A 25764-nucleotide genomic window follows, 5' to 3' on the forward strand; every position below is an offset into this window, starting at 1 on the left:
TAGCGTTTCCCTATGAACGAGCAGAAGCCTCAAGACGTCTACACACACGGCCACCACGAGTCCGTCGTACGCGCCCATGCCTCCCGCACAGCCGAGAACTCTGCCGCGTTTGTCATCCCGCATCTCACCGCCGGGACATCAGTGCTCGACGTCGGATGCGGACCTGGGAGCATCACCTGCGACTTCGCGGAACTCGTGGCTCCCGCGAAGGTAGTCGGGCTCGACCGTTCCGCCGAGATCGTGGCCCAGGCCGCCTCGCTCGCGTCCGAGCGTGGTGTGGAAAACGTGGAATTCGTGACGGGCAACATTTACGATCTGGACTTCGAGGACGAGACCTTCGACCTCGTCCACGCGCACCAAGTCCTGCAACACCTGACCGACCCCGTGGCCGCATTGCGTGAAATGCGGCGGGTCGCCAAGCCTGGCGCCATCGTGGCGGTGCGCGACGCCGATTTCCACGGCATGAGCTGGTACCCGGAGGTCCGCGAGCTCGACGACTGGATGGAGCTTTACCAGAAGATTGCCCGACGGAACGGAGCAGAGCCCGACGCAGGGCGGCGGCTCGTGTCCTGGGCGCAGCAGGCGGGCTTCACCGACGTCGCTCCCTCCAGCAGCAACTGGCTGTACGCCACGGCGCAGCAGCGCCGCTGGCAGTCACGGGTGTGGAGCGAGCGCGTCCTGCACTCGGCATTTGCCGAGCAAGCGCTCGAGTATGGGCTCGCCAACGAGGCCGATTTGGCCCGGATTGCAGCCGGTTGGCACCGTTGGGGCTCCACTGATGATGGCTTCTTCCTGATCCCGAACGGGGAAGTCATCGCACGGGCATAGCCGCCTTCCAAAAGTTTCTTAGGATTTTCCACCAAACTATGTCGAAAACCTGCTTGCAGTTCCGACCCATGAATGAAAGCGCCCAAACGGAGCGCCCCTCATAAGGAGTTCGAGATGAAATACATGATCATGATGTTTGGTTCTGCCGAGGGCATGATGGAAACCGCCGATCCCGAATGGATCAGGGAAATGATCGGCTTCATGATCCAAATCGACAAGGATCTCACCGATTCCGGCGAGATGGTCTTCAACGCCGGACTCGCCGACCCCGGCACTGCGAAACTGGTGAAGCAGACGGACAACGGCGTCATCACCACAGACGGACCTTTCGCCGAAGCCAAGGAATCACTGATCGGCTACTGGGTGGTGGATGTGGCCAGTGAGGATCGGGCCATCGAAATCTGCTCCAGCATCGTGAAGTACGCGCCGGTCGTGGAGCTTCGCCGCGTCCAGGACGAGCCGCCGGAGGTCTAGCGTTTGTGGCCGAGCCTTCCAGGGAATCCACGCTCGAGGACCTGCTGCGCACGCTCGCGCCGCAGGTCCTTGGCGTGCTCGTGCGCAAGCACGGGCAATTCGCCGAGTGCGAGGACGCCGTCCAGGAAGCGTTGCTCGCGGCGGCTTTGCAATGGCCCGCGTCCGGCGTCCCGGAGAACCCCAGATCCTGGCTGCTCACGGTCGCCACGCGGCGTTTAGTGGACTACTGGCGAAGCGAAAGTGCCCGGCAGGCACGCGAACAGCGCGCGGCGACCCTGGAACCGCAGCCTGGCTCGGAACCTTCTTCGACCAGCGACACGGACGGGTTTGCAGAAGACACCCTTACCCTCCTTTTCCTGTGCTGCCACCCCGCTCTTTCAGCACCCTCGCAGCTGGCACTGACATTGCGGGCAGTCGGAGGGCTCACGACGGCGGAAATCGCTAGCGCGTTCCTGGTCCCGGAATCCACCATGGGCCAGCGGATCAGCCGGGCCAAGCAGGGCATCAAGAAGGCCGGAGCCCATTTCGAGCTACCGGAAACGGGTGAACGCAAGGCGCGGCTCGGCGTCGTACTCCACGTCCTGTACCTGATCTTCAACGAAGGCTACGCGGCGAGTTCCGGCCCATCCATGCAGCGCGAAGAGCTCACCGCAGAGGCGATCCGCCTTGCGCGGCTCCTGCGGGGGCTGCTCCCGGGCGAGCTCGAGGTGGGCGGACTGCTGGCCCTCATGCTCCTCACTGACTCGAGACGACGGGCAAGGTCCCTCCCGGACGGAATGCTCGTGCCGCTCGCCGAGCAGGACCGCGGGCTGTGGGACACGACGCAGATCGCCGAGGGCCTTGAACTCTTGTCAACGGTGCTGGGCGCGGCTCGTCCAGGGCCCTACCAGATGCAGGCAGCCATCGCTGCGGTCCATGCCGAGGCGGCCTCCGCGGACCAGACCGATTGGCCGCAGATCCTCGCGTTGTACACGGTCCTCGAAGCCACGGCCCCAAGTCCGGTGGTGACGCTCAACCGGGCAGTTGCCGTGGCAATGGTTGAAGGGCCGCGGGCGGCCCTTGAGCTACTGGATGGGCTTGATATCGAGCTGAAAGGCTGGCACAGGCTCGACGCCGTTCGCGGGCATTTGCTCGAAATGTCCGGCGACCTTGCGGGCGCCCGGGAGAGCTTTCTTGCCGCCGCGAAGAAGACGGGGAGCCTGCAGGAGCGGCAGTACCTCCTGGTGAAGGCGGCCAAACTCGGGCAGTTGTCCACATAGGGAAAGTGGTCTCTGTTTGTGGTCTGCGGCCGCGAATAGCCTCGAAACATGATCATTCAAGCAGGCTTTGACCTCCAGATTCTCGCCCGTCCGCTCATCGACCAAGAAGAAAAGCTCTATCCAAGACCCGTGGTGATCGGCCTCGACGCCGACATGCATAATATCCATCGGGGGACGATCTCCCGGACACGATGAGTCACTGGGTGCATTCGAGGTTTGGCAATTGTGAGTGAACGTCGCCGCCCGGGGGTCGCGGGCACCGATCGCACCATTAAGCCTTACGCCGCAGAGGTTGACCAACTAGACTTGGTCAACATGGCACAGTACAACGTCCAGGAAGCAAAAACGCGCCTTTCTGAACTGCTCCACATGGTCGAACGGGGCGAAGATGTAGTTATCGCCAAAGCCGGCAAGCCGGTTGCCCGGCTGGTGATGATCGAACGTCCCACGAAGCGCCGCCTTGGATTCGTCAAAGGACAACTCCCGGACAACTTTCTTGAGCCCATGGAAGAGGAGGAACTTGCACTGTGGGAAGCACCCCTTACCTCCTCGACACCCACGCCCTGATCTGGGCCCTCACTGATCCCCGAAAGCTCTCGTCCAAGGCGAGGCGTGTCATTCAATCCTTCGACAACCCCCTCGTTGCGTCATCAGCCAGTGCCTACGAGCTCGGCTACAAGCACAAGCTGGGAAAGCTCCCGGGCTTGGACGGACTCCTTCTAGGCTATGGGCGTCACGTCGCCGAGTTGTGCAACGAGGAACTGTCCATCAAGAGCGTGCATGCACTCGCGGCCGGACACCTCGATTGGGAGCATCGGGACCCCTTCGACAGGCTGATCGCGGCGCAAGCCATCGTGGAATCCATGGTGGTTATCACCGCCGATCAGGAATTCCATAGCTTCCCGTTGGTCGAGTCGCTCTGGTAGCGGCACGTCACGGCATTTGCGTCTCCGAGTCGGTATGCGCGCATCCGGGTATCCTGACCGCCCCGCGCGTCCGGGCGCGGCGTCCTGACCGCCCCGCGCGTCCGGGCGGCGCGTCCTGCGGGCATAAGCTTGTTTGGTGCAAATTTCGCTTTGGCTGGCCCTGGTGGGCGCCGGCACCCTGATCAGTTTCACCCCCGGCGCGGGCGCCATCTCCACCATGAGCAATTCGCTCAACTCGGGATTCCGCCGCTCCATCTGGGGCGTATTGGGTCAACAGGCGGCACTGATTATCCACATCCTGATCGTGGCGCTCGGGGTAGGTGTTCTGGTCTCGAGCTCGCCTGTGGTCTTCAACGTGATCCGCTACACGGGGGCGGCATATCTGGTGTACATGGGCATCCGGCAGTTCCTGCACCGGCCGGACCTGGACAAGGAAAAAGTGGAGGCTCGGCGGAACGAGCCAGCGTGGTCCATGTTCCAGCGGGGCGTTTGGGTCAACCTGCTCAATCCCAAGGCGATCGTTTTCTTCCTGGCTTTTATGCCGCAATTCATCCGCCCCGAGCAGCCACTGATTCCGCAGTATCTGATCCTCAGCACCACGATCGTTTTCATCGACATCTGCGTTATGTGGTTCTTCTTCGCTTTGGCCGCCCGTTCATTCCAACGGTTCACCCACAATGAGCATGGACAAAACGTCCTGAACCGCACTTTCGGCGTGCTGTTCATGTCGGTGGGCGTGCTGCTCGCCGTCATCCACTAGAGCGCGCTGCCTAAGACCTAGGCGGCGTGCAGCCTAGTGCGGAGTTGGATGGCGCGGCCGTATTTGAGGGCTTTGGCTTGTGCTCGGAGCCGGCGTCGGTGGCGCCCGGATTGGGACGCCCCGGCCAGGTGGGCGCCTGGCAAGTCAATGCCGGGTTCGTCGGTGGTTTTCGGATGCGCCCCTGGCAGAGGCGGGGCTGTTGATCGATAGCGGTGGCCGGTGGGGGTTCGGATGTCGAACATGTGCCGCCTGCCGGGGCCGGTTTGTGCTGTCCCCGTTCGCGCTGTCCAGCCGGGGAGTTCTTTGTTGTGGTTGCAGGCTTCGCACAGGCCCGCCCCGTTGGCCAGGCTGGTGGGTCCGCCGTCGTGCCACCGGACGACATGGTCGAAATGCCTGATCGGTGCGTCGCAGTACGGGGTCCGGCAGGTATCGTCCCTGGCCTGGATGAAACGCCGCAACCCCGCCGGGAACAGCCGGGCCCGCGAATCCACGGCGACGAGTTCGCCGGTTCCGGGGGCGGTGTACAGACGCCGCAGCCAGACCTTGAAGTCCCGGTCCCCGGGCTGGTCGGGGTCGGCTTGGCCGAGACCGGCTCGGCGCTGTCCTGCTTGGCCGTGTCCTGTCTGGCCCGGCGCGGATTCGGTGCTGTCAGGGTTTCCGCCCAGGAGGTTCCGTGCCCAGGCCGCGGGCACGATCCCGTATCCAGGCAGGCGTGCCGGCTCGGCATCGCCCTGGAACAGGGTCCGGTCGGTCATGACAAGCTGGACCTCCACCCCGCAAAGCCCTCCAGAGGTGCCGGTGGTCCGTTCGACGAGGGTGTCGGCCATGATCTGCCCCCGGGCCCGGGCATCCCCGCCGCAGCGGAGGGTGTCGGCGTGCCGGGACAGGGCCGCGTGCACGGCCACGCCCTGGGCGACGGGAAGCAGGGCGGTCAGGTAGGTCATGGTGTCCGGTGCCGGCCGCAGGGACACGTGCCGTTCCTCGGCGGCACGGGCAGCGCGCTGCGTGACCGAGCGCGGGTCCCGCCGGTAAGCCGCGGTCCGGGCCGCCGCGATGATGGTCTTGTCCCCGGCTCCGTCGAAGACCCCGGTGTCGGCGGCGAGCTCTTCATCCACGGCGCAGCGGTCCTCGGCGGACAGGCAGGCGGTTTCCTTCACCAGCAGGGTCGCCCGCCATTCGTTCAGCTGTCCTGATTCAAGGGCGGCGAGGGTGTACGGCATTTCGGTGACGAGGGCTGTCGCGAGTCCGTGGAGCCGGGATCCGCGGGCGGGGGACTCCCGCCGGGCCAAGGCTACCTGGGCCGCCACGCCGCGTCCCTGCTCCTCGGCCGGAACACCCGCAGCCGCTTCGGCGCTGCGCTGGACGGCGTCGAACGCGACGGCGATCCGGGCCTGGGCGGCGGCGATCGCCGACTTCAAGTCCTCAAGGGCACGCAACTGGTCGATTAACTGGGTGCTGCGGGGCAATTCCGCGCTGCCGGGCGACTCGGCGCTGTCAGCCGACACCGCGCTGCCTGCCGGTGCCGTGCCGCCGGCGACGCCTGGGCGAAGCGAGTTCACCGCGTCGATCAAATCCCGCACCAGGACGGACGGGACAGCTACATCGGGGGCAGCCTCCGGAACCGCAACGCCGGATGGCCTGCCCTGCCGTGTCGACCGGATTTCCCGATTTCCGTCCATAACCAAAGCATTTCAGGGACCCCCGACATTTATAGCTCGCGGAAGCCCCCGTCGGACAAAAGATCCCGAAAATTGGCAGAACTTTTCAGCAAGAATCGTCGACGCTCGATGAACCCTGTTGCCCCACGTCAATACCTCGGAACGTTGATACGTTGCCTCATGTGAAAACCTCCGGCTGGTGTGGATCCACCGTTCGTTCACGACAGGTTTGATCGGTGCCGGTTGTTTGCCGGTGGCGATGGCCTCAAGCCGGCCGGTGAGGGCCAGTATCTGCCGTGAGAGCCCGGCCGACCTGATCTTCGCATCGTTCTTGTTGCTCGGACGGGACCAGGTGAAGGTGATGCGGTGCTTGAGGCAGAACTCGAAGAGTTCGTTGTTGATGAACTCACTGCCGTTGTCTGAATCGATGCCTATCACCGGAAACGGGAAGACCGCCAGGACGTGCCGCAGGGCCGCGAAGACGTGCTTCTGTGCCTTGTTCGGCACGCACCGGTTCACCGTCCAGCCGGTCAGCTCGACAAGCTCATCCAGCATCCGCCCCTACCTGGCCCGGCGCCTAGACCGTGGAGCCTCGCACCACCAACGAACTCTCCAGCGTCAGGTGCGGCAGTTCCAGCGCTCGGCCTTCCATCAGCCCACGGAGTTGTTCACCGGCCTTGAGCCCAAGTGCCGTCGCCGGCAAATGCACGCTGGTCAGGCTCGGGTTGCTCGTGGCTGAATACGGCAGATCGTCGAAGCCGGCTACGGCAAGTTCCTCCGGAATCCGGACACCAGCCACACGGGCCTCTTGCAACACACCGTAAGCGTGCGTGTCCGTTCCGCAGACGACGGCGGTGACCCCGGCCCGCCGCCAATCCGGCCAGGCGGCGGCGAAGGCAGCCGCCGCAGCGCCGACGTCGATGGTGGTGCTGATGATGTGCGCGTCCGCAACGGAAATACCGCAGGAATGGGCTTCATCCAAGAACGCAGCCCGGCGTACCTCGAACGTTGCCGTTCCTGTCACGCTGTCCACGTAGGCCACGCGCTTGTGCCCCGAGGCAGCAAGATGTGCGGCCAGCTCACGGGCGCCATGGGCAACATCGAGGTTCACGGACGGGGCGTAGGCCTCAAGGCCCGGAGCATCGAGAAGGACGAGCGGCCCGGCAACGGACAGCTCCTCCAGGAATGCCGCGTTGGGTGCATCTACCAGCAGGCCAGCGGGGCGAAGGGCAAGGAGCTTCCGGACGTCGTCCGCACGGGGGAACTCACCGGCGTCGGTCACTGAGAGCAGCAGTTGGTAATCGGAGCCAAGCGATTCCCGGACCCCGGCGATGACCTTGGCGAAAAAGGGGTTGGAAATATCCGGCGCAACAAGGATCACAATCGAGCTCACGCCCTTGGCCAAGGAACTGCCGATCCCATCCACCACGTAGCCAAGCTCGGCGATTGCTTGGCGGACGCGCGAAATGTTCTCTTCAGACACCCTGCCCTGGGTTTTCCCATTGGCAACCAGGGACACCGTGGCCGTGGAAACCCCTGCCAGCGAGGCCACCATCGCCGCGGTCACGCGCTGCGTACGGCCCAGGGCCTGTTGCACTCGTTCCGCCGATTCCATACATCGATCGTAGCCGGGAACCAGCCCGTTCCCACGCCGCAAGGCATCAAGCGCTTGACGTGATTCGCGTTAAGCGCTTGACGCAACCCGCAAGCCAGTGCCAGAATTCCCCTGAATGCTTTAGCGCCCTGCCTTATGCAGGCCCCAATGACGTGGAGATGAACATGGACCCCAACACCATGACCCGTGAACGCAAGAAGATCATCCTGGACTGCGACCCGGGGCATGACGACGCCGTGGCGCTACTGCTGGCCCACGGCAACCCGGACATCGAACTGCTCGCCGTCACCACGGTGGTTGGCAACCAAACCCTCGAAAAGGTCACCCGCAACGCCCTTTCGGTGGGCACTATAGCCGGCATCACGGGTGTTCCCTTTGCCGCCGGCTGTGACCGCCCGCTGGTTCGCTCTATCGAAACCGCGCCGGACATCCACGGCGAGACCGGCATGGACGGCCCCGAGCAGCCCGAGTCCACCATCGAACTGGACCCGCGCCACGCCGTCGACCTCATCATCGAAACGATCATGGCGCGCGAGCCGGGCACCGTCACTCTCGTCCCCACTGCGGGACTCACCAACATCGCCATGGCCGCCCGCAAGGAACCGCGCATCGTTGAACGCGTCAAGGAAGTTGTCCTCATGGGCGGCGGTTACCACGTGGGCAATTGGAGCGCCGTGGCCGAATTCAACATCATCATCGACCCCGAGGCCGCCCACATCGTGTTCAACGAGAAGTGGCCCGTGGTGATGGTCGGCCTGGACCTCACGCACCAGGCACTCGCCACTCCGGAGGTGGTCGAGAAGATCGCCGCAGTGGGTACAAAGCCCGCCAAGTTCGTGATGGAACTGATGGAGTTCTTCACCAAGACCTACAAAGACGCCCAAGGTTTCGACTATCCGCCAGTCCATGACCCCTGCGCCGTGGCCTACGTCATCGATCCCACGGTGATGACCACCCGCAAGGTGCCCGTCGACATCGAACTGCAGGGCAAGCTCACCCTTGGCATGACCGTGGCCGATTTCCGAGCCCCCGCACCGGCTGACTGCAATACCTCCGTTGCCGTCGACCTCGACCACAGGAAATTCTGGGATCTCGTCACGGACGCGATCGTCCGCATTGGCGAACCCGCCGTCGCCGCCGGCAGCATCGCAGGAGAGGCCAAGTAAATGACCACCCTGATCACCGAAACCAAGACCACCCGCGGTGACGTCACCGCCCTCATGGTCGCCCTGCTGGCCGCCTGCGTGGCCTTCCAGCTCAACGCGTCCATGCTCAGCCCCGCCCTAGTCACCATGGGCAACGAGCTCCACACGGACCAGGCGGTCATCGGCCTCTCCCAGACCTGGTTCTTCACCGCCGCAGCCCTGTTCTCGCTCTTCCTGCCGCGCCTGAGCGACATTGTCGGCCGCAAGAAGATCCTCCTCGGCATGATGCTGCTGATGGCCGTTGGCTCGGTCATCGCGGCCATGGCCCCGGACGTGACATGGCTTTTCGTCGGCCGCATCATCCAGGGCGTCAGCGGCCCCACCGTGCCGCTGTGCCTCATCATGCTGCGCTCCGCGGTCAACAACCCGCGCAAGTACGGAGCCCTGATGGGCCTCATCACTGCAGTCAACGGCGGCGTGGCCGGCGTCGACTCCTTCGTGGGCGGTTACTTCGCCGAGCACTTCGGATTCCGCAGCATCTTCTGGCTCATGGTTGGCCTCGCAATCGTGGCCACGGCCCTGATCGCCATCCTTGCCGGTGAAAGCAAGCCCGCCGCGGGTACCACCATGGACTGGCTGGGCGTGTTCTTCATCGTGATCGCCGTGGGTGCGCTCCTGACGGCCCTCAACGAAGGCTCCAAGCTGGTCGGAGCCTTCTCCTCCGGCACGCTGATACTGGCCGTCGGGCTGATTGTGGTCGCCGTCGTCGCGTTTGCCGCCTTCTGGACGGTGGAGAAGCGCTCCAAGGAGCCGATGGTGGAAACCATCCACCTTCGCCAGCGTTCCACGTGGGCGCCACTGCTGACCACCACCCTCGCCATGACCGGCATCTTCGCAGTCATCAACGGCATCGTCCCGGCCTACGTCCAAGCCGCGGCACCGGGATTCGGGGTTGGCCCCACCGAGATGTCGCTCATGATCCTCACGCCCTACGCCCTGCTCGGCTGGGTATTCGGACCCATCAGTGGCCGGCTCGCGCCCGTGCTCGGCTACACCAAAGTCCTGCGCATCGGCATGCTGGGCAGCATCGTGGCCTTGGCTATCATCGCGTTCTTCGGCCTCAGCAGCCTGCCTCTCATGATCGTGGGAACGGCCTTGCTCGGCATCATGTACGCCGGTACGGTCAACATCATGCTCAACGGACTCGGAGTTGTCCTCTCCCCTGCCGGCAACCCCGGCTTCCTGCCCGGCATGAACGCCGGCGCCTTCAACCTCGGCGCTGGCCTGAGCTTCCTGGTGTTGCCGGCGGTCCTCGTGGCGACCTCGGCGCTCGGCGATGCCAAGGCCTCGTACTTGACGGTCGTCGTCGTCGGGCTGGCCATCACTGTTGCCGCCTTCGCGGCCTCGCTGCTCATCCCCAAGCCCCTCGAAGCCGAGGTTGAAAAGTGAACCGCAGGATCGTCGTCGTCGGGTCCTTGAACGCTGACCTGACCATTTATTGCGAGCGGCTCCCGCTCCCAGGCGAAACTGTCCACGGCAACGGTTTCGCGGTGAATCCCGGCGGCAAGAGCGCCAACCAGGCCGTTGCGGCGAGCAAGCTGGGCGGCGTGGTGAGCCTGATCGGCGCCGTCGGCAATGATTCCAACGGCGCCATGCTCCTCGCCTCCACGGAAGGCGCAGGCGTGGACGTGTCGCGCGTGCGCCGTTCCGCGGACGTGGCCACCGGCGTCGCGGTGATCGCAGTAGACGCGAATGGTGAGAACAACATCATCATTTCGGCCGGTGCCAACGGAACGCTCGCCCCGGCGGACGTGTCGGCGGAGGCCTTCGACGACGCCGCTGTTCTCTGCCTCTGCCTGGAGGTTGCCCTTGAGACTGTGGAGGCTGCCGCCAAAACAGCGCACGACGCCGGCGCAACAGTCCTGCTGAACCTCTCGCCGTACGCCGAGATCCCGCAAAGCCTGGCCGCCTTGAGCGATGTCCTGCTCGTGAACGCCCACGAAGCCTCGATGTTCCTGGGCGACGCCGAGATGCCCCACCCGGGCGCCCACGCAAGTGCCTGGGAACCGGTTCGAAGCCAGTTCGCCGAGCGGGGGCTGGAGCGGGTCCTCGTTACCCTCGGCTCCCACGGCTCAGTGGTGCTGGATTCCCTCGCCGCGTCCGGGGAACAGATCTCCCGGATCGCACCCACCAAGGTCAATGCGGTGGATACGACCGGCGCAGGGGACGCCTTCACGGGCGCCGTCGCTGCCCGCCTCGCCGCGGGCGAAACCTTGGCCGAAGCCGCAGCGTTCGCTTCGGTTGCCGCAGCGCTCGCCACTACCAAGAAGGGCACCCAAGCCGCGTACCCCGGCGCCGAGGAAGTCCTGGAGCACTTGCGGATTTCCTGACCTGCAAGACGCCTGCAAGACTCAGGCAACACGCCCGCGGGAGATCGCGGACAGGTGCAACTGACGACCTCCGCTGCACCTGTCCGCGCTGACAACGCGGGAGTAGGCTCACTCCATGACTGCCGCCGTCAGCATTTCGGGGCTCGTGAAATCGTTCGGGCGGTTCAGGGCCCTGGACGGACTGGATCTCGAGGTCCGCGAAGGAGAAGTCCTTGGCTTTCTGGGGCCGAACGGCGCGGGAAAATCGACAACGCTCCGTATTCTCCTTGGACTCCTCAGGGCCGACTCAGGCGCTGTGACGGTTCTTGGCGCCGACCCGTGGCGGGATGTCGTCCCCCTGCACAAGCGCATTGCCTACGTCCCAGGGGATGTCAGCATATGGCCCAGCTTGACCGGAGGCGAGGCGATCGATCTTCTCGGCAGACTGCGGGGCGGTTTGGATGAAAAGCGCCGCAAAGATCTCCTGGAGGCCCTTGAGCTGGACCCTTCCAAGCGCGGGCACACCTACTCGAAGGGCAACCGGCAAAAAGTGGCCATCGTGGCGGCCTTGTCCTCCAACGCCGAGCTGTTGATCCTGGATGAGCCCACTGCCGGCTTGGATCCCCTTATGGAAGCTACCTTCCGGGAGGAAATCCACCGGGAACGCGCCCTGGGCCGTACCGTGCTGCTCTCCAGCCATATCCTCTCCGAGGTGGAAGCCCTGGCCGACCGCATCAGCATCATCCGCAAAGGCAAGGTTGTGGAAACGAACAGCCTCGAGGAGATGCGCAGCCGGACCCGCACCAACGTCTCGGCGACGCTCGATGACGGCGCCGGGGCGCTGACCGCGCTACCCGGAGTCACCGACCTGAGGATCGAGGGCAGACGCGTGCATTTCAGCGTGGACGCAGAGACCCTTGGGGACGCGATGAGCGTGCTTGCCCGTCACGGTATGTCCGCGCTGACTGTCACACCGCCGAGCCTTGAGGACCTGTTCCTCCAGCACTATGGCGAACAACATGATCCTTCGGGGGACGAGGACGGCCAACGGCTGAACCCCTCGTTCTTCGCCAGACACCGCCGCTGGCGCGCACCGTGAACCACGCGTTAACGGGGACGCTGCCCCTCTTGCGGCACGCGATCCGCTTGGACCGTTGGAAGTTGCTGCCCTGGTTTCTGGCCTTCGGGACCATTCCAGTAGTTGTCTACGCGGTGTATGGGTCCCTCTTCCCCACGCCGTTGGACGCCTTGGCCCTCCAATCGAGCCTTTCCACTAACCCTGCTTTCTCTTTGCTCCTGGGCCCCGCGACGGATCTCAGCAACGCGATCGGCTTCACCACGTGGCGGATCCAGATGTTCGGCATGTTTTTCGCCGCCCTCATGGCGGTTCTCGCCGTAACCCGTCATACCCGGGCAGCTGAAGACTCAGGACAAGCCGAGCTTCTTGACTCCGGAGTCGTGGGCAGGCACGCTAGGCTGACGTCCGCCGTCCTGTTCGCCTGGTTGGCCTCAGCCGCAGTGGCCTTGTTGGTGGGGGCGGCGTTGACGCTGGCTGGCGCGCCGACCACGTCGGCCTATGCGCTGGGGGGCGTCATGGGAGGCACCGGAGTGGCCTTCGCAGGCGTCGGAGCCGTGACCGCGCAATTAGGCTCCGTGGCGCGCACGGCCAACACCCTTGCAGGTACGGTGCTCGGCATCAGCTACCTTGCGCGGGGACTAGGTGACACCCTCCAAGACTCCAGCTGGATGCTCTGGGCCAGTCCGCTGGGCTGGGCGGAGCACATCCGTCCGGCGTCGGAAAACAACGCCGGGCCGTTTCTGCTCTCGCTAGGCGCCGGCGGAATACTGGTGGCCCTTGCCGGGTGGTTGTCTTCGCGTCGGGATTTCGGTCTCGGACTGATACCCACCAGGCCCGGTCCGGCCCGGGGACGCGCAGGAATCTGGGGCCTGACCTCCCGGCTGAACCGCCTGCCGTTGTCGACGTGGGGGGTGAACCTGTTGATTTTAGGCACGGTGTTCGGCATGGTGACGGGCACCCTGAGCAGCGCCTTTGCCGGCAACCCCTTCGTCAGGCAATTGATCGCCTTCCGGGTCACCACGGAAGAACAACTGACCTACGCGTTCGTCGAGGTGCTGGTGCTCATCCTGGGAATCATCAGCGCGGTGATGGGCATCCAGCTCGCCCTGCGTTTCTACACGGAAGAAGAAGAGCGCAGGGCCGAGTGGGTATTGTCGGCACCGCTGTCCCGGTTACGCCACGTCATACCGACGGCGATGCTTGCCATCCTTGCTCCCGCAGTAGGGATGGTGGTCTGCTCCCTTGCTTTGGCCACTGCGTCCAACGTTTCCGGTTCTCCGCTCGATGTGGGCAAGGTGGTCCTGCAGGGCGCTGCCGAGCTTCCCGCGATATGGCTCGCTGTGGGTGTTGCCCTTGCCGTCATTGGGCTCGCCCCACAACTGCGGTCTCTGGCTTGGCTCCTCCTGGTTTACTGGCTGCTGCTCACGTTCCTCGGGCCGATATTGAAGGCGCCGGAGTGGCTGCTGGATACCAGTCCTTTCCACGTGGTTCCCCACGTTTTCTCAGCCGGAACGGACTGGCTTTCGGCTTGGTGGACCTTGGCGATCGCCGCCATTCTGGCCGTCGCCGGACTGGTGGGCTACCGCCGTCGGGATCTGATGTGCACGTAAGTTGAGGCCCCGGAGCGCCTGCTTTTACGCCTCCGCCAGCGACTTTACAAATTCCGTAATTTTGACTAGCCAAGACGGGGTGCCATCCCCCATGCTTGCTGCATGTACTCAGCGTCGAGCCCATACCGCATCATCACCGTCTGCACGGGAAACATTTGCCGCTCGCCTATGGCTGAGCTGATGTTGACCGAAGCGTTCGACGCCGGAGGGCTGGGCGGGGCGGTTGTGGTGGACTCCGCGGGAACCACCTCATACGAGGCCGGACACCCTATTGATCCCCGCGCCGCCCGCGTCCTTTCAGCCCACCGCATCCGATCCGAGAAACACATTGCCAGGAGTTGGCGGCAGGAATGGTTCCGGGAGCGGGACTTGATCCTGGCCCTCGACGTGGATCACTATGGCTGGCTGCACGAGGCCGCCCCGGACTCGCAAACCCTTGCCAAAATCCGGATGCTGCGCAGTTTCGACCCCGCCGCTGCTGGCCGGAGCACCCTTGATCTTGGCATCGAGGATCCCTGGTACGGCGGCCACCACGATTTCGATGTCACCTGGAACCTCATCCGCTCGGCCGTCCCCGGAATTGTCGCCCATGCGCGGGCGGCTCTCGCCGCTGGGCATCCCGGCGCTGGACAGCACGGACAGCACCTCGACCCACAGCAGGTACGCTCTATTTCATGACCCCAGCACCCGTGATCATCGCCGTCGATGGCCGCTCCGGCGCCGGAAAGACCACCCTGGCCGTCGAGCTTGCCGCCCGTCTCCGCATGCATCACAAAGTGTCGCTGTTCCATCTTGAGGACATTTATCCGGGCTGGAACGGCCTCGCCGCGGGCATCGAGCGGTACATAACCACCGTCCTGGCTCCGCTGCGGAACGGCGACGCGGCCGAGTGGGTCAGCTGGGACTGGGAGAAACACTACGACGGCCGCAGCCATGTGACCCTGCCTGCCGAAATCGTCATTGTGGAGGGCGTCGGGGCAGCGGCGAGCGCCGCCCGGCCCATGCTGGACGCCGTGATTTGGGTAGATGCTCCCGACGACGAACGCAAGCACCGTGCACTGGCCCGGGACGGCAGCACCTACGAACAGTTCTGGGACAGCTGGGCATCCCAGGAAGACGAGTGGCTGGAGACCGACGACGTCCTCGAACACCCTGACATCAGGGTCCTCAACCGCGCGGACGGCAATGCCCCGGAGGACGTCCTGCAGGCACTGAACTACCTTCCGGCGCTCTCCCCCGTACTGGCTCCCGAACTCTCGGCACGCCGCGGTTTGAGTCTGAGCTACGAGCGCCATGAGGACGTGTTCGCGGATCCTGCCACATTGTTTTCCGAGTTGTACGGGGATTCGGCGCGGGCTGTGTGGCTGGATTCCTCCAATGCTTCCGGCAACAGCACGGCTCCGGGCGCGGATCGCCGCCGCTTCAGCATCATGGCTGACGATTCGGGGGCCTTCGGACAGTGGGCACGGCACTCCGATGGAGTCACCACCATTACCGCTGGCCAGGCATCCGTGGCCGCCGAAGGGCTGTTCTTCCGCTGGCTCAACTCGGTGTGGGGTCGTCGGACGCTTAAAGGCCCCGAGGGTTACGAGTGCGGCTTCACCCTCGGCTGGCTCGGCTACCTGGGATACGAACTGAAGCGCGAGACCGGCGGGTCGAACCAGCGCTCGCACATCCCCGACGCCCAATTGATCTTCGCCGGCCGCGCGGTGGTCCTCGACCACCAGAGCGGCCACGTCTGGGCACTGACCGTTGACCCCAACGACGGCGAGTGGCTCGCCCGGGTGCGTCACGCCGTCGCGCGCTCTCCGCGGAAGGACCTACGCGCGCCGGGAACACCGCCGGTTCCGAGCTTTTCCAGCCGCGACACCGAAGACGAATACAAGGGCAAAATCACTGACGCCCAGCACCAAATCGCCGAGGGCAACACCTACGAGGTTTGCCTGACCACCACTGTGAGCGCCAAGGATCCGGGACTGGACCCGTGGGACAGCTACCTCGCGCTGCGCGAGCGCAATCCTGCACCGTTCGCGAGCTACTTGCGGTTCGGCGATCTAACGGTTGCGAGCACCTCGCCGGAGCGCTTCCTGCGGATCGCCTCCGACGGCGGCATGCGGGCTGAGCCGATCAAGGGCACCAGGGCCCGGGCCAACGATCCGGTCATCGACGAGTCGCTGCGGCGTGGCCTTGAGTCCTCCCTCAAGGACCGTGCCGAGAACATCATGATCGTGGACCTGCTCCGCAACGATTTGAGTCATTTCGCCGTGCCCGGATCGGTGACAGTCAGCCGGTTGTGCGCGGTGGAAAGCTACGCAACAGTTCACCAGATGGTGAGCACCATCGACGCCCAATTGCGGCCGGGCGCCCCCCGGGCCGAGGCCGTGGCAGCCGCATTCCCAGCGGGGTCCATGACGGGCGCCCCGAAGATCAGCACCATGGACATCCTGGACGAACTGGAGTCCGGACCGCGCGGGGTCTACTCGGGTGCAATCGGCTACTTCTCGCTCAACGCAGCGACGGACCTCGCCGTGGTGATCCGGACTTTGGTGATGGGTCCCGACGGCGACGGCGGACGGATGCTCAGTCTCGGCGTCGGGGGCGCCATCACAGCGGACTCCACGCCGCTGGACGAATACGAGGAAATCCGGACCAAGGCATTCGGCGTGCTCTCGGCGTTGGGCGCGGAGTTCCCCGCGGGGTGAAACGTCAGTCGTGCTCCTCTGTGCGGGCGCGGACCGTCCGGGGGTCGTTTCGGGTGATCGCGTAGTAGATGAGGCTGGCAATGATGGCCCCCACGAACCATGAGTACGGGCCCAGGCCCGAGCCTCCCGGGAGGAAGCTCTGCAGTGCCGGGACCAGGGCCAAGACGCCTGCGACGACGGCGGCCGGAACCAGCGCGGCAATGGCCTTGAGGTTCCAGCCCTTGGTGTAGAAGTAGAGGCCTTTCTCGTCCTCGTGGTACAGGTCCGAGACTTTGCAGCGCTGGTGCCGGATACGGAAGAAGTCCGTGAAGATGACCCCGAACAGGGGGCCGAGAAGCGCGCCCAGGCCGCCCAGGAAGTACACGATCACCACCGGGCTGCTGAAGAGGTTCCACGGCAGGATCACGATTGCCAGGACCGCACTGATGAGGCCGCCGCGGCGGAAGTCGATCCGGTGCGGGGCCACGTTGGCAAGGTCATAGGAGGCCGAGACGAAGTTCGCCACGACGTTGATGCCGATCGTGGCCACCACGAACGTGACGGCGGCGATGATGGTGATCCACGGATTCTTGATGGCCTGGACGATCGCCACGGGATCAGTGATGACTTTGAACATGTCCTGGCCGCGGTACTGATCTGCGGTGAAATAGGACGCGGCGCCTGCTGTGACCACCACGGTGACCAGGGCGAAAGCGATGAAGTTCACGGGCAGGCCCCAGAAGTTGCCCCGCAGGATGGTCCTGCGATCCGGGGCGAACCGGGAGAAATCGCAGAAGTTCAGGAGCAGTGCTGCGAAGTAAGTGACCGTCAGGGCGATGGCCGAGAAGAACTGTGTCAGCGCCGCGGGACCGTCCAAGGGCGCGACGCCGGGGATAGACAGGCTGAACTTGCCGCCGGCTTGGGTCAGGATGTAGATCGCGAGCGCGAACATGGCCACCCAAATGGCAGGACCGGCCCAGTCCTGGAACTTCCGGACCGTCTCCATGCCGCGGCGGATGACCAGCAGCTGAACTGCCCAGAGGACCAGGAAAGCCGCCCAACCGAGCGGCGTCAGGCCAAGGATGCGTGGCACCTCCGGGCCGTCGAGGGAGGTCAGCTGGGGCCACACCGAGAACAACAGCACCAACACTGCTTCCGAGGCGAGCCACGTCTGGATGCCGTACCACGCGATGGCAATGAGTGCCCGGATCAGCGCGGCCAGGTTGGCGCCGAAGAGCCCGAAGGACATCCGCGCCAAAACGGGATACGGGACGCCGGTCTTCTGCCCGGCGGTTCCCGCGAAGTTCATGAGGAAGTAGACCAAGGTGATGCCAAGGACGAGTGCAAGGAAGACTTGCCAGCCCACTAATCCGGTGATGAAGAGGCCGGCGGCGAAGGTGTAACCGGCGATGCTGTGGACGTCGCACATCCACAGGGCGAAGAGGCTGCGGACCCTCCAGTTCCGTTGCCGGGCCGGGGCGAGGTCCTCGTTCCACAGCCGGTCGCTGACCACGCGGCCTTCGGCCAGGATCCGAACTTTCTCCGGGTGTTCAACACTCGGCTCAGGCGGTGCCTGTACGGCCGGGGTTTCGTTTTTCCGCGCCATGATGCCTCCGAAGAACGCTTCCAAAACATGCTTGGAATTACAGAATCGCCCCATCTCGGCGGGAAGGAAAGACCCCGACGGCGGTCGGGCGACAGGCGGCGGTCGTCAGCTCAGGCGCTCAGGCGCTCAGGTTTAGCATCTCCACATAGCGGTCGATCATCATGTGTTGGCCCTTGATCTTGGAGATCATCTCCGGGCTGGCGATCTCGCCGTCGGGCAGTTGTCCCGAACCGCCCGCGGGCCCCAACGGAAGGATGATGACAGGCCGCGACGGCGGATAAGCGGCCAGTTCGGCTGAGCCGTCAATCTGGGCCTGGATGTTCTTTGCAACCACCGCGGCCTCGCGTCCCGCGACGCCGGCTTTGTTCACGTCGATCGCCGAGATGTCGCCCAACGCGTAGACGTTCTCGAAGCCCACCACACGGAGTTCGGGGGTGACTTCCAAGTAGCCATCCGCCGTCCGCGCGGCAAGAAGGTCTCCCGCCGCATAGTCCGTCTGTGGGGCAATCCCGTAGCAACGGAACCAGATGTCCGCCTCGATGGCAGTGCCGTCCGTGGTGTTGACCGTGAAAGTGCCGAACTCCCCGGCGGGAACCGGAGGCAACTGCACCAACGCGCTGCCCATGATTCGCCGCACGCCGATCTCATCCAGCTGCCGGTTGACCTCCACCCGCAGCCGTGGATCGTACGGTCCGGGAAGAATGTCCGGCGCTAGATCCACCAGCACAACGTCCTTGTCCGGCCACACGGCAGCGATCTCGCCGGCAAATTCAAGGCCTACCGCCCCGGCACCGAGAAGCATCACCCTGCTGGCCCGTTTGAGGTCATCATGTGCGGCTTGATAGCGGGCAATGGCATCGGTGGTAACCAGCCGATCACTTTTGGCCGGGAAGGGATAGCTGGAACCGCTGGCGAGGACGATGTAGTCCGGCCTCAAACTGGCTCCCGAAGCCAACTCGACCGTGTGCCCGTCCACCCTGACCGCTCGATCGCGCAACACCTCGCCGTGAACCAGCAAGCGGTCATACGGCAGGAACATGCGAGGCAGGAAATCGGGTTGGACCACGGAGCGAAGCGCCGCGATGTTGTGGACGAAGGCGTCCTTGGGCTCCACCAAGGTAACCGTCGCATGTTCGTCGAGTGCCTTGGCTACAGTGATGCCGCCGTAGCCTCCGCCGATAACCACCACAGTGGGGTGCGGGTCCTGGTCATTCATGGCAACTCCTCAGGTAAGAGGCTCACGCTGCTCGGCTGGTGCCGCTCAGATCGTTTATGAATCACAACGATTTCTGATGATCAATAATTTCCTCGATGATAAGATTTTCTCGATGAGTCCTTCAGCAGCTGGCAAACAACTGGGGTTCCTCTTGGCGCGCCACGGCCGCATCATGAACACTCGTCTTCGCCAGGCCCTGGACTCGTCCGGACTTAGTCCGAGGCATGCGGTCCTCCTGTGCCGGCTCGACGAGTCCGGGCCCATCAGCCAGCAAGACCTCATCGATGTCCTTTCGATCGACGCCAGTGCACTCGTGGCCGTCTTGAACGATCTTGAACGCGAAGGGCTCGCGGAACGCCGCCGCGATCCCGCGGACCGCCGTCGTCATATCGTGGAAATCACCGCGGAAGGCAAGCTCGCGGTCGCGTCGATCGAAGTCGCCGTGGCCGACGTCGAGCGGGAGGCCTTCGCCGGGTTCTCTTCCGATGAGCTCCAGCAACTCCATGCGTTGCTGTCGCGGATCCATGCCGAACCTGCGGACGAAGCCTGCACCGAGGACTGAGCTTTACTGCAGCGTCGCCGTCAGCCGCGCCACGTTGTCCACATACTTTGCAAGCATCGGCCGGTCCAGCCAATCGTCCAGGGTCAGTTCGCGGCACATTTCCCGGTACGAGGCCTCCACCGAGCGCATCCGGTCCACCGCTTCGGCGCCGAGGAGCATCACGGACACCTCCATGTTGAGGGAAAAGGAGCGCATGTCCATGTTGCTGGAGCCGAGGACCGCCACCTCGTCGTCGATCGTGAAGTGCTTGGCGTGCAGCACGTACGGTGCGCGGTACAGGTAGATCCGCACCCCGGCTTCCAGCAGCGCCTCGTAGTAGGACCGCTGCGCATGATGCACCAGGAACTGGTCGCCCTTCTCGGAGACGAAAAGCTCCACGTCCACACCACGCTGGGCCGCCGTCGTAATGGCATACAGCAGAGAATCGTCCGGCACGAAGTAAGGGCTGCAAATCGAGATGCGGTGCTGGGCCGAGTAGATCAGCGTATTGAAGAGGCGCAGGTTGTTTTCCGTGACAAATCCCGGACCACTGGGGACCACCTGGGCCGTCATTCGTCCGGGTGTTGCTCGGACCGGGACCTGCAGCTGGTATTCGAGGGACTCGTCCGTTTCGCTGAGCCAGTCGGTGGCGAAGACCACGTTGAGGGTGGCAACGATCGGCCCCTCCATGCGGGCCATCAGCTCCACCCATTTACGGCCGGCGCGTCGGTGCTTGGGGTTGTTGTAGGAGGGCTCGATCAGGTTCTGGGAACCGGTGAAGGCAATTTCGCCGTCGATCACCAGGATTTTCCGGTGGTTCCGCAAGTCCGGACGGCGCCACTGACCGTGGATGGGCAACAGCGGCAGCATGCGGCGCCACTGGATCTGGCCGCCCTTGAGCCTGCGGACCAGCCTTCGGTAGCCGGGGATCCGCAACGTGCCGATGTGGTCGAAGAGGAGCCGGACGCTGACGCCGCGCTCGGCCGCGTTTTCCAACTCGGTGAGGAGCTCGTCCGTGACTGAGTCGCTGCTCATGATGTAGAACTCCGCATTGACGAATTTCCTGGCCCCGCGAACCGCTTCAGCCATAGCCTTGAGCGATTCCTCGTAGCCGGGGATCAGCTCCACGGAATTGCCGTCCACCATCGGCAGCGAGCCGAGGCGCCGGTTCAGTTCACCCGCCGACGTCACCCATTCGGGCCCGGCGTATTTGCTGACGACGTCGGCGATCGCCGAAGTGCCGGCACGCACCCTTTCGTTGACCTCTTCTTGCTGCTCCCGACGACGGCGGGACAGCCGGAAATTGCCGAACAACAGGAACAGGACGAAACCGACGGACGGGACGAGGAAGACGGCCAGGAGCCAGGCCATGGCCGTGGTGGGACGCCGGTTTCCCGGGATGACCCCAAGCAGTACGATGCGCAAGATGATTTCGGCGATCGCCCATGCGCCCAGGAGCCAGGTCCACTCCATGCCGAACTGAAAAGGAAACAGCACCCGACAACCCCCACGGTCAAAGAACTAGCAGTCAGCACAGCCTATCTGGCACCCGGCTGCTGACCTCACGTCCCGCGGAGCCACACTAAGCTGGAAGCATGACTTTTCCTGCCTCGACGGTCCTTGTTTTCCTGGATCCCGCGTTCGAAAACGGCCGCATCGCCGATTCCAGCCAGCCGCAGCTCATGGCCACGGACCTGGGCGCCACCCGAGGCGACGGCGTCTTCGAGTCGCTGCTCGCCGTCGAGGGCCGGGCACGGAAAGTACAAGCCCATCTGAACAGGCTCGAGAGCTCGGCCCGCGCGTTGGACCTGAACATTCCGGAGCAGGAGGTGTGGCGCCGGGCGATCGACACCGCGATCACCGAGTTCCGCGACGCGTTCCCCGCGCCGAGCCCGGCAGAGGACGAGGTTGTCATCAAGCTTCTGGTGACCCGCGGCGTGGAAGGCGCGTCGACCCCCACCTGCTGGATCCAGGCTTCGCCGTCCCCCGCGGGCAGTCGCCGGCAGCGCGAGACGGGCATCGACGTCGTACTTCTTGACCGTGGCTTCGACACGGAGGCGGGCGAGCGCGCCCCCTGGCTCCTGCTCGGGGCCAAGACTCTGTCCTATGCCGTGAACATGGCCGCCCTGCGCTACGCGCACAAGCAAGGCGCGGACGACGCCATCTTCACCTCAACAGACGGTCGCGTGCTGGAGGGCCCGACGTCCACCGTCTTGCTGGCGCACGTTGAAACGGTCGACGACGGCGCCGGCTCCATGCGCACGGTCAAGCGCCTCATCACCCCGCAACTGGACAGCGGCATCCTCCCCGGCACCTCGCAAGACGCACTTTTCGCTAAGGCTAAAGCGGCCGGCTGGGAGCTCGGCTACGGCCCGTTGGTCCCGGACGACCTGTTCGACGCCGACGCCGTGTGGCTGATCTCAAGCATCCGGCTCATCGCGCCCGTCAATCACGTGGACGGCAGGGAGATCGGCACCCCGGCAATGCGCAAGCAGCTCACCGCCGAGCTCAACGAGCTGTTCGCGGGGATTGAATAGCTCCGAGTCAGCTGCATTACCTGGCCAGCCGCTCGTTGAGCCTGTCAACTTCGTCCAGAACCTCGGTCGCAGCCCAGGCACGGTTGCGTTTTGACTGGGTGATGGGCGTGATGACCCCGGCGGCAGTGAGCCGGTCCAGGGCGCCGTAGACCGACCTTTCCTCGACGCCGGCGGCGTGGGCCGCGTTGTGCGCCTCGAACACCGGGCGCTCGAGCAGCCACGGGATGATCTTCTCGTCAGCGGATCCCTTGCGCGGACGGACCAGGTCAAGCCACATGGCGGGGAGCGCATCCAGCGCCGCAACGGACTCTCGGGCAGCGTCGGAAGCGCGAACCGCGGAACGTGCAAGATATAGCACGAACGGGTCAACGTCGCCGTACCGGTAGTTGTTGAGCAAGCCGAAGTACGTCTCTACGTCCGCGACCATCGCGGACGCTATTGGAGTGACCGTGTTCTTCGTCAGGCCACGTCGACGGGAGATTGCGCCAATAAGGCCCCGGCCGATGCGGCCGTTGCCGTCGGTGAACGGGTGGATGGATTCGAATTGGGCATGTGCAATCGCTGCCTGAGCCATGATCGGGACGTCGACGCGGTTGCAAAAGACCATCAGATCTCCCAAGAGGCCCGGCACGAGCTCAGGCGGAGGCGGGACGTGAACGGCCCCGCGCGGGGAGTAGTCGCTGCCGCCAATCCAGTTCTGCACGTCCCGGACCTTCCCGGCATGCTCAGCATCCAGTCGGTCATTCTTCATCAAGGTGTGATGGGCGGAGAGCATTGCCTCAATTCGAATTGTCCCGTTGAGCCCGGCGTCGTTGATCATCCTCTGCACCGCATCGGCGGCAGCCACCATTGAACGCGCATCATCGCTGGACTTCTGCCCGATCATGGCACGCGCGTAATCGTCGCGGTCGGCGTCAACGTGTTCTATCTTGGAAGACGAGACCGCCTCGCTGCTGAGTAGGAACCCACTGATGGCAGCCATCCGAGTGCTAGCGGTGACGTCGAGAGACGCGACGGCCACGGCCGCCTCCTCAAGCGCAACGATTGTTTCGCGGCCCGGGTCGAACCAGCACTCCGAGATCCTGGGTGGCAGCGAGACGATCACCTCGGTGAACTCCCGGTCCTCCCGCGGGGGGCGCCCCGAAGATTTCCAGGGCATCGTCGTACTGCCATGCGCGGGCCAGGCTGCCATAGATCCTCCGGAAGTATGACTAATTGGCGATATATTCAGATTTTATGGCGAAAACCTGAATAACACGAGCTTTATTCAGACTTAACTTCCCAAGCGCCCTATTCGGCGCGCGGCATCGGCTACCTACTGACTCAGGATCTGCTCCCGCAGGATGTCTGCATGCCCGCAGTGTTGCGCAAGCTCACGCAGCATGTGGAGGTACACCCAGCGGAGCGGGAGCGGGCCGCGTCGGTTGCCGTTGAGCATGTCGTCGAGCCCCAAGGACAATGTCGCCTGACGCGATGCTTCGCATGCCTCGCGGTGGGCTTGCTGGATTGAAGCGATGGTGTCGTCGTCTTCGAGGATAAAAGACTCGTCCGGCGTCGCGGGGATGCCGATCTCGGCACGGGAACGGCAGGTGATGGCTTCGTCGAACCAGACCTTCTCAACGAAGGTCACGTGTTTCACGAGGCCCAGCAAGGTGGTCCGGGACGGGACCAATGACCGACGTGCCTGTTCCTCCGTCAACCCGTTCAGACAGGCATTGAGTGCGCGCCGGTGCTCGTCGATGAATGCCTCGAATTGGGTCCTGACTGGTTGGTTGATGACGTCTTCGGCAAACGTCACGGGGAGAGAAGACATGGGTGGAGTATCCCAAGACCCTCGCCCCAGGGCAATCAAGGGCAAGCCCGGGTCCTCAGCCGCCAGCCGTGATCCTCACCGCGGCGACTTCCCCTGCGCCCGCGGGGGCTGAGGCGGAGGCGGGTGCGGCGGAATTAGCCCGCGGGACGAAGACCTGGACAGTAACCGGCCCCGGCTGCAGCTGAACAACACCTGTGTAGGGCGCGGAGCAATCGAACGTCTGGTCCTGCGGGGCCAGCCCGGTCCGTGGATCCTGGCCGATGACCATCTGGACCTCCGGAGCACCAACGCAGGCAACCATCACCGTGTACCGGCCGGCTTCCGTCACCCTGGCGCTCTTGTTGACGCCGCTGACCGCGCCACCCATGGTGCCGGAGTCCTCCAGGATCACTGCCCCGGACGCTTGCCCGAGCAGGTGTTTAGCCGTCACCAGATTGTTGGCCTCGAGGGCGGCTGTGGTCTGGTCCTTGGTGGGCAACGGGACCCGCGGCGGGGACGTCCGCGTGGGCGCAGCAACCGGCCGGGGATCACCGGCGTCGGTATATTCGCAGCCGGACACCCCGGCGGCGAGCAGTAACACTGCCAGCAATACCGCAACAGTTCTGGTTCCCCCATGACCCGACATGAATCCGAGTGTAACGGGCCAAGGGATTTAGCTTGCCAAAGTCTATTGTGCCGCCATGTCCGCGGTAGTTAACTAGTTTCGTGAACCTTGCTGGGGAAAGGTGAGCTACCTCTACGGCCCAGCGGGCACCTGATTTCACGGTGCCGTGGAGTCAGCAAGCTGATGGAGGGCATCATTATGAGTGCAGTTTCTTCGTCCCAGAATTTCAATCACGGTTTTCCCACGCCCGGACCACAGGATCCCTCGCCCCAGAAGGTCATGGATCATGTTTTCTTCCTCTCCGAGGGGGAATGGAAAACAGTCCGCGAAGAAGAACAATTCGACCACATCGTCATCGGCAGCGGTTTTTGCGCCTACGCCTTTGCCGAGCGGACGCTGACGGTCAACCCGCACGCACGGATCCTGATCATTGAACGGGGTCCGTTTTTCTTGCCGCAACATTTCCAGAACCTGCCACTGCCCTACAAGGAGACATTGGGAGGCCTCTCGGAGACCTTCCCCTGGACCTTGGCGGCTTCCACCGCAACCCAGCCGCCCGGCAAGATTTCCTGGCAGCACGGCATGGTCCCCTTCTACGGCGGACGCAGCATCATGTGGAGCGCGTGGTGCCCCCGCCCCGAGGAGGATGAAATGCGAGGTTGGCCGCGTGCCGTGATGGACGCCGCCAAGTCGCACTTCACGTCGGCGGAGGATCTGCTCAACGTGGTTTCGGCGGACCAGATCGACGCCGGGCGGTCGGCCGACGTCGTCGATCTCATCAACGACACCCGGCCCGTCTACGGAATCATGCAGAAGGCCCTCCAGGAGCGCCTTGAGGCCGGCCTGCACAAGATCGCTTCCGCCACCCGCAGCATGCCCGCCCCGCTCGCTGCCGCAACCGGTGCAAGCTCCGGCGTGGATTTCGCGAAGTTCTCCACCCCGGCAGTCCTGCTGGAACTGTCGGACAAGCAGGCGGCACTCGAGGCACAAGGCAAGGGCGCCGCTCTCCGCTTGGTCACGGACTGCACCGTGCTGAGCGTGCTC

At 64.3% G+C, this 25764-nt stretch carries 26 protein-coding genes; 16 read left to right on the plus strand and 10 right to left on the minus strand.

The window, feature by feature from the left end; genetic code table 11:
* Positions 1-12 precede the first annotated feature (12 nt).
* The 7 genes from ACX5I4_RS19295 (at position 13) to ACX5I4_RS19325 (ending at position 4247) form a co-directional block, all read left to right on the plus strand.
* Positions 13-828: a methyltransferase domain-containing protein gene (locus tag ACX5I4_RS19295; RefSeq protein ID WP_461838079.1), complete on the plus strand. Its 816-nt coding sequence runs from the start codon at positions 13-15 to the stop codon at positions 826-828.
* Between the two features lie 114 nt (positions 829-942).
* On the plus strand, positions 943-1302 hold the full coding sequence (locus ACX5I4_RS19300) for a YciI family protein (RefSeq protein WP_461838080.1): 360 nt from the start codon (positions 943-945) through the stop codon (positions 1300-1302).
* A 5-nt stretch (positions 1303-1307) separates the two neighbouring features.
* On the plus strand, positions 1308-2561 hold the full coding sequence (locus ACX5I4_RS19305) for an RNA polymerase sigma factor (RefSeq protein ID WP_461838081.1): 1254 nt from the start codon (positions 1308-1310) through the stop codon (positions 2559-2561).
* Positions 2562-2609: 48 nt separating this feature from the next.
* Positions 2610-2756: a hypothetical protein gene (locus ACX5I4_RS19310; protein WP_461838082.1), complete on the plus strand. Its 147-nt coding sequence runs from the start codon at positions 2610-2612 to the stop codon at positions 2754-2756.
* A gap of 120 nt (positions 2757-2876) precedes the next feature.
* Positions 2877-3128 carry a type II toxin-antitoxin system Phd/YefM family antitoxin gene (locus ACX5I4_RS19315; RefSeq protein WP_461838083.1) on the plus strand — a complete coding sequence of 84 codons (252 nt, stop codon included), beginning with the start codon at positions 2877-2879 and terminating at the stop codon, positions 3126-3128.
* A complete protein-coding gene (locus tag ACX5I4_RS19320) occupies positions 3089-3487 on the plus strand; it encodes a type II toxin-antitoxin system VapC family toxin (protein ID WP_461838084.1) in 399 nt (132 codons plus the stop codon). Before ACX5I4_RS19315 ends, ACX5I4_RS19320 begins: the two co-directional genes overlap by 40 nt.
* Positions 3488-3623: 136 nt before the next feature.
* A complete protein-coding gene (locus ACX5I4_RS19325) occupies positions 3624-4247 on the plus strand; it encodes a LysE family transporter (RefSeq protein WP_461838085.1) in 624 nt (207 codons plus the stop codon).
* 17 nt (positions 4248-4264) lie between these two features.
* Here the strand turns inward: ACX5I4_RS19325 and ACX5I4_RS19330 are convergent, their stop codons facing one another.
* The 3 genes from ACX5I4_RS19330 to ACX5I4_RS19340 are packed head-to-tail and all read right to left on the minus strand — an operon-like array spanning position 4265 to position 7520.
* Positions 4265-5926 (minus strand): HNH endonuclease, encoded by a 1662-nt coding sequence (locus ACX5I4_RS19330; protein WP_461838086.1) that lies wholly within the window; start codon positions 5924-5926, stop codon positions 4265-4267.
* Between the two features lie 12 nt (positions 5927-5938).
* Complete coding sequence (locus ACX5I4_RS19335) at positions 5939-6460, minus strand: integrase catalytic domain-containing protein (protein ID WP_461838087.1); 522 nt, start codon at positions 6458-6460, stop codon at positions 5939-5941.
* A gap of 22 nt (positions 6461-6482) precedes the next feature.
* Positions 6483-7520, minus strand: a complete 1038-nt coding sequence (locus tag ACX5I4_RS19340) for a LacI family DNA-binding transcriptional regulator (RefSeq protein WP_461838088.1) — start codon at positions 7518-7520, stop codon at positions 6483-6485.
* Positions 7521-7684: 164 nt separating this feature from the next.
* On the opposite strand from ACX5I4_RS19340, the gene uriH reads away from it, so the two are divergent.
* The 7 genes from uriH (at position 7685) to pabB (ending at position 16424) form a co-directional block, all read left to right on the plus strand.
* The gene (uriH, locus tag ACX5I4_RS19345) at positions 7685-8686 is read left to right on the plus strand and encodes a uridine-preferring nucleoside hydrolase UriH (RefSeq protein ID WP_461838089.1); all 1002 of its coding nucleotides are present in this window, start codon (positions 7685-7687) and stop codon (positions 8684-8686) included.
* Entirely contained in the window at positions 8687-10114 is a 1428-nt protein-coding gene (uriT, locus tag ACX5I4_RS19350; protein ID WP_461838090.1) for a uridine transporter UriT, read from the plus strand.
* Positions 10111-11055, plus strand: coding sequence for a ribokinase (locus tag ACX5I4_RS19355; RefSeq protein ID WP_461838091.1), 945 nt, complete (start codon positions 10111-10113; stop codon positions 11053-11055). The genes uriT and ACX5I4_RS19355 overlap by 4 nt, the downstream gene beginning before the upstream one ends.
* Positions 11056-11170: 115 nt before the next feature.
* Positions 11171-12133: an ABC transporter ATP-binding protein gene (locus ACX5I4_RS19360; RefSeq protein WP_461838092.1), complete on the plus strand. Its 963-nt coding sequence runs from the start codon at positions 11171-11173 to the stop codon at positions 12131-12133.
* Entirely contained in the window at positions 12130-13722 is a 1593-nt protein-coding gene (locus ACX5I4_RS19365; RefSeq protein WP_461838093.1) for an ABC transporter permease, read from the plus strand. The genes ACX5I4_RS19360 and ACX5I4_RS19365 overlap by 4 nt, the downstream gene beginning before the upstream one ends.
* Positions 13723-13824: 102 nt before the next feature.
* Positions 13825-14400 carry a low molecular weight protein-tyrosine-phosphatase gene (locus ACX5I4_RS19370; protein WP_461838094.1) on the plus strand — a complete coding sequence of 192 codons (576 nt, stop codon included), beginning with the start codon at positions 13825-13827 and terminating at the stop codon, positions 14398-14400.
* Complete coding sequence (pabB, locus tag ACX5I4_RS19375) at positions 14397-16424, plus strand: aminodeoxychorismate synthase component I (RefSeq protein WP_461838095.1); 2028 nt, start codon at positions 14397-14399, stop codon at positions 16422-16424. Before ACX5I4_RS19370 ends, pabB begins: the two co-directional genes overlap by 4 nt.
* Positions 16425-16428: 4 nt before the next feature.
* Here pabB and ACX5I4_RS19380 read toward each other — a convergent pair whose 3' ends face one another.
* Positions 16429-18009 (minus strand): NCS1 family nucleobase:cation symporter-1, encoded by a 1581-nt coding sequence (locus ACX5I4_RS19380; protein ID WP_461838096.1) that lies wholly within the window; start codon positions 18007-18009, stop codon positions 16429-16431.
* A 118-nt stretch (positions 18010-18127) separates the two neighbouring features.
* Positions 18128-19225 carry an FAD-dependent oxidoreductase gene (locus ACX5I4_RS19385; protein WP_461838097.1) on the minus strand — a complete coding sequence of 366 codons (1098 nt, stop codon included), beginning with the start codon at positions 19223-19225 and terminating at the stop codon, positions 18128-18130.
* 112 nt (positions 19226-19337) lie between these two features.
* On the opposite strand from ACX5I4_RS19385, the gene ACX5I4_RS19390 reads away from it, so the two are divergent.
* A complete protein-coding gene (locus ACX5I4_RS19390) occupies positions 19338-19787 on the plus strand; it encodes a MarR family winged helix-turn-helix transcriptional regulator (protein WP_461838098.1) in 450 nt (149 codons plus the stop codon).
* A 3-nt stretch (positions 19788-19790) separates the two neighbouring features.
* Here the strand turns inward: ACX5I4_RS19390 and cls are convergent, their stop codons facing one another.
* Positions 19791-21239, minus strand: a complete 1449-nt coding sequence (gene cls / locus ACX5I4_RS19395; protein WP_461838774.1) for a cardiolipin synthase — start codon at positions 21237-21239, stop codon at positions 19791-19793.
* Positions 21240-21361: 122 nt separating this feature from the next.
* Between cls and ACX5I4_RS19400 the strand changes: the two genes are divergently transcribed.
* Positions 21362-22303: an aminodeoxychorismate lyase gene (locus ACX5I4_RS19400; RefSeq protein ID WP_461838099.1), complete on the plus strand. Its 942-nt coding sequence runs from the start codon at positions 21362-21364 to the stop codon at positions 22301-22303.
* A 16-nt stretch (positions 22304-22319) separates the two neighbouring features.
* Here ACX5I4_RS19400 and ACX5I4_RS19405 read toward each other — a convergent pair whose 3' ends face one another.
* From ACX5I4_RS19405 to ACX5I4_RS19420, 4 genes are all read right to left on the minus strand, one after another.
* On the minus strand, positions 22320-23495 hold the full coding sequence (locus tag ACX5I4_RS19405; RefSeq protein WP_461838100.1) for a Fic family protein: 1176 nt from the start codon (positions 23493-23495) through the stop codon (positions 22320-22322).
* A gap of 123 nt (positions 23496-23618) precedes the next feature.
* Complete coding sequence (locus ACX5I4_RS19410; RefSeq protein WP_461838101.1) at positions 23619-24116, minus strand: DinB family protein; 498 nt, start codon at positions 24114-24116, stop codon at positions 23619-23621.
* A gap of 55 nt (positions 24117-24171) precedes the next feature.
* Positions 24172-24741: a hypothetical protein gene (locus tag ACX5I4_RS19415; protein ID WP_461838102.1), complete on the minus strand. Its 570-nt coding sequence runs from the start codon at positions 24739-24741 to the stop codon at positions 24172-24174.
* A gap of 135 nt (positions 24742-24876) precedes the next feature.
* On the minus strand, positions 24877-25182 hold the full coding sequence (locus ACX5I4_RS19420; RefSeq protein WP_461838103.1) for a hypothetical protein: 306 nt from the start codon (positions 25180-25182) through the stop codon (positions 24877-24879).
* Positions 25183-25764 lie beyond the last annotated feature (582 nt).

This window comes from Arthrobacter sp. MMS24-S77 (genome assembly GCF_054888235.1).